General features: G+C 61.7%; 3 protein-coding genes. 2 read left to right on the top strand and 1 reads right to left on the bottom strand.

The window, feature by feature from the left end; genetic code table 11:
* Both H928_RS32120 and H928_RS26355 read left to right on the top strand, forming a co-directional pair.
* Positions 1-219 (top strand): hypothetical protein (locus tag H928_RS32120; RefSeq protein WP_027010598.1); only part of this gene is annotated, 219 nt, incomplete at its 5' end.
* Positions 220-271: 52 nt separating this feature from the next.
* On the top strand, positions 272-709 hold the full coding sequence (locus H928_RS26355) for an ogr/Delta-like zinc finger family protein (RefSeq protein ID WP_021025651.1): 438 nt from the start codon (positions 272-274) through the stop codon (positions 707-709).
* Here the strand turns inward: H928_RS26355 and H928_RS32815 are convergent.
* Positions 706-1,385, bottom strand: a 680-nt coding sequence (locus H928_RS32815; RefSeq protein ID WP_204366285.1) for a hypothetical protein, incomplete at its 5' end; no start/stop codon positions are given. The two genes, H928_RS26355 and H928_RS32815, sit on opposite strands and share 4 nt — an antisense overlap.

Here is a 1,385-nt window from a genome sequence, read left to right as displayed (position 1 = left end):
GGCAGCGGCGTGGACGCAAAGCCTGCCGGCGAGGCGGCCAAGTACCCCAATGTGCTGGCCGGCCTGCGCATCTTCCCGTCCGAGCAGCAGAAGGCCATGGAAATGGCCCACAGCCTGGGCCTGGAGCATGCCGCGCCGTTCCTGCGCTTTGTCTATCTGTTGGGCCTGCAGCAGTACAAGCAGCAGCGCGGCCAGGTGCAATTCTTTGCCAAGCAGTAAGCGGCTATTGAGCGGCTCAAAAGTGGCTAAATCGACTGCACAAAGGCACACCATGATGCACACCACAGCAGAACAAAAGGCATTGCACAAGGCGGAGCTGAAAAAGGCCGAGCTGCGCAAGCCGCGCGGCAACCACACGGGCCGCCGCCTGCGCATGGAGGGCACCCGCATGGAGTGCCCCCACTGCAAGGCAACGTGCGAAATCCGCACCAGCAAGCCGGTCAGCGCCACCATGCGCGAAACCATCTATCAATGCACCAACGTGGAATGCGGCCACACCTTTGTGGCCACCACCGAGATTGTGCGCACGCTGAGCCCCAGCGCCACGCCTGACCCCACTGTGAATCTGCCGCTATCCACCCATGTGCGCCGCGACATGATGCGCGTGGTACTCGACAACGCAGGCGAGGCCGCCCATGACGCGCTGTACACCCAGCCGGTGACCGGCGATCTGTTTGCGGGCGACAAGCCTGCAGGCGCTAGCAGCTAGCGCCAGAGCCGCTCAATAGCGGCCATCACCACACACCCAAACCAATCATTTTTTGCAAGGCCTGCGGGCCTGGCAGGGGATTCTTTTGCCCAAAAACCGGAGGTAAGACCATGACCGAAGTAACGCAAATCGAATACACGCAAGAGGAACAGCACGCCGCATTGGTGCATTTCTTCAACCTGGCCAGCGGCCATTGCCATAGCGGTGCGCGGGTGGCTGCAGGCATTTTGCTGGGCCTGTACAACGGCCCCCGCTTCCCATTTGATCTGACCGATCTGCGCCTGCTTGACCAGCGTCACTTCGGTATGGCTATGGCGCTGCTGGACATGGATCGCCGCCCGGTAATGGAAGTGCATGCGTTGCTTGATCTGCTGTATGGCCGCAGCGACTTCGGCGCCCGATTTGAGCACCTGGCACACCTGTGGAAGATGAAGGGCCGCTGCAAAAAGGAGTGGCTGCAGCCAGTGGAGCGCATTGGAGAACTGCAGATTGGCGGTGCCGCATGAGCATGTACGCAATGCACTACCGCGCAGCCTCAGGCGTGCGCCACACCCTGCACATCCTGGCCAGCTGCATGCGCGCGGCCCCGCATTCGACATTGCCGAGCAGCAGCCACGCATCGGCGGCTTTTCTGTTGAAGGGCTGGCCAGCGCATGAAGCAAGACAAGGCCGAAGC

The organism is Comamonas sp. B-9 (genome assembly GCF_000410635.1).
GTDB lineage: Bacteria > Pseudomonadota > Gammaproteobacteria > Burkholderiales > Burkholderiaceae_C > Comamonas.
Note: the sequence above shows the minus strand (reverse complement) of the source record. Positions and strands in the feature narration are given on the sequence as shown.